This window comes from Pseudoflavonifractor sp. 524-17 (assembly GCF_009935845.1).
Taxonomy (GTDB): Bacteria; Bacillota; Clostridia; order Oscillospirales; family Oscillospiraceae; genus Pseudoflavonifractor_A.
The window spans coordinates 1-2744 of record NZ_QWEK01000104.1; the positions used below are offsets into that span (position 1 = coordinate 1).

The following is a 2744-nucleotide window of genomic DNA, read 5'->3' on the forward strand; positions in this document are numbered from 1 at the left end:
GGTATAGCGATAGGTAATCCGCCGCTTTTACCGTCCTCATGAGAGGATGGCAGTCAGAGCGGATTTTCCCCCGCTTCGCACCGTGCGTGCGACTTTCACCGCACACGGCGCTCCATCAATACAGATTGATTGTTGCGTGTATGTGAAATAACCAGTTTATCCCTATAACCTTTAATCTTCTTTTGCGCTTTTACATCAAATCCCGTAATGTCCATTTCAGGATTATTGACCGCTTGAAAGCAGTTCCAATGAAGCGAAACCAAATTATTAACACGGTTTACCTTATTCAGCGGGAGGTTTGGGTTGATTCTGTGGGCATACGGGGTATGCGCAATGAGCCATCCACCACATACCCGGCACTTGAGTTTATCACGGTTAAGAGCGTATGCGCGATTCATGATAAACTCAAAGTTGTTGAGTGTGCTTTGCTTTCTGTAGATTGCCGCAGCTGTTGCGTTATCCGAATAGGCTTCGTCAAGCCGCGCAAGTATGCGCTTCTTTTTCGTTCGTTTGAAGTTGAGTTCCCGTCCCTCTTCGGAATAGGGCGTTTCAGCCTGGTTTTTCTGCGGAACCTTTTCCCACTTGCAGAAGGTGAGTGCGGTAAAGCCAATGTAAATCTCGCGGTATTTTACTGCTGGAATTTTTGCTTTGTACTGCTCATGGATACGGGGTAGATTTTGCGTGTCTCTTGCCGGAATCCATTTTCCTTTGTACTGTTTGAGGCGGCTCCTCGCCAGACCTTGCAGCCAATGGTGGTATTTTTGCATGGAGATATTGACCCATGTGCAGCACTGATAATATTGAATCAGTCCCCGAATTTTGCTGTTGATACGGTTAATTTCCGAAATCAATTTTTCCTTGCTGTAGTTTCGGGGGATTTTCTTAATGTTTGCCGCGATTTCATAGACTTTCCGTTTTAACCTGTCATCATCTGGTATCGTCCTTGTGACGTACCCGCTTCGGCCTTTTCCCGGGACAAGTTTCAGCTTGTAGCCAAGGAATTTGATATACTTTTTTCGGACATCAGTAATCAGCGTTTTCTCTTTGGATAGTGTCAGCTTTATTTTGCTGTGCAGAAATTTTTCCAATCTTGCTTTCCAACATTCGGCATGGGCGCGGGTGTCTGTTACGATGACAAAATCGTCCGCGTAACGAATCAGGTATCCCGGTGTCAGGTTCGTTTTTCGCAAAGCCGCATATTTGCTCTGGGTTTGCTTGTATGGGAATACGGTACTCTTGTTTTCCCATTGGCCGGTTATCCATTCATCCATGATATCCAGGTAGGCATTTGCCAGAAGTGGACTAATCAGTCCACCCTGTGGCGTACCTTCCTCGCTGACTTCACAGTTGTCCATGACCCCCGCTTTCAGCATTGCTTTGATGATTTGCAGTACCCGCTGGTTCTTGATTCCCATGTGGTGCAAGCGTTTTAGCAGGATACTGTGGTCAATATGGTCAAAGCATTTGCTGATATCGCCCTCGACTACCCAGTGACAGTTTGTTTGGAATGTGAGAAATTTCACCCGTTCCAGCGCCATCGCGGTGTCCCGCATCGGTCGGAATCCATAGGAGTGAGCAAAAAACTGTGCTTCTAAAATAGGTTCCAACACAATCCTCATGCACTCTTGTACGATTCTGTCCCGTATAGTCGGAATACCCAGAGGACGCTTTTCGGCTTTTCCTGGTTTGTCGATGTAGACCCGGCGTATCTTCTGAGCCTCGAAATGATGAAACGCATTTTGAATGTCATTTACTACCCACGAAAAGGGTTTTTGCAGGTAGTCCTTTCGCATGGTTTTGTAATCCACGCCGGGAGTTTCGCTGCCCTTGTTGCTTTTGATGTTGTGGATTGCTGTTATGATAGTAGTTTCTGCTGACATGATTTCCAAAAGTCCCTTGAACGCCGGACGGCCTCCTGCGTCAAAGACTTCTTTGCTGTGCTGATACAGTTTATCCTGAATTCTGCGCAGTTCTGCTTCGGTTTTCGGGCTGTCGAATTGTTGTGCCATACGCACCGCCTCCTTTCGGGATTGGTGTTTCTGGTTTTAGTCAGGTTTGCCTACGGCTTCCTCGACTTCCTGTTCACATACAATCTGTACTGACTATGCCCCTTCGCTCCCCCCGCCTTATTATTGCGGGGATCGTCACTACTACGGGCTGATGCCCCGTGAATTAGCAGGTCATTTCCTACCTGCGCGGCGGAGGTGTCACTCCATAACTGCGCCAGCAAAGACTGGTGCGCCGTTCACGGTTCCTTTGTTCCCTATGCTTTAGCTTTTCATATCGGTTTTAGCCCGTTCCTATGGCCCGACTGCCATCTCTGGCTGGTGTGAACTTCTGCCGGAGACATTTGACCTTAATGGTTTTCTGCCGTTTTCCACCACTACAAATTTCAACGGCGGCAGTACCCCTCATGGGGCGGATGGCTGTATTATCATCCTAACGCTTACGAGCCGTACATTCAAAAACTATGTCAGTTGCAACAAAACATCCTGGACATGACCGATTTATAGCCTCCCGCGGCGCACAGCCGTCTCAGACCGCGCCTCCGCTCTTCACCGAACTTCGTACATTCCACATGACACTGTGGTGCACGTCGGAGTATTAGAGTTTTTGTTACCCGTCACACCGGGTCAGGCAGGAACTCCCCCTGCCAAATCAAGCATAGAGTTCAGATTCTTTTGGAATCTGCCTTGTTTTATTGCGTATTTCTACGCAGATTGTCAAGGAACAAAGCGTGCGTA

At 47.8% G+C, this 2744-nt stretch carries 1 protein-coding gene; it reads right to left on the reverse strand.

Going from position 1 to position 2744, the window contains the following annotated elements; translation table 11 throughout:
* Positions 1 to 95 precede the first annotated feature (95 nt).
* Positions 96 to 2009 carry a group II intron reverse transcriptase/maturase gene (gene ltrA, locus D1159_RS18625; RefSeq protein WP_161847086.1) on the reverse strand — a complete coding sequence of 638 codons (1914 nt, stop codon included), beginning with the start codon at positions 2007 to 2009 and terminating at the stop codon, positions 96 to 98.
* Positions 2010 to 2744: the final 735 nt, after the last annotated feature.

What these genes read in the sequence shown, in the direction of transcription:
- ltrA (WP_161847086.1), bottom strand. Translation starts at nt 2,009, where the DNA reads ATGGCACAACAATTCGACAGCCCGAAAACCGAAGCAGAACTGCGCAGA.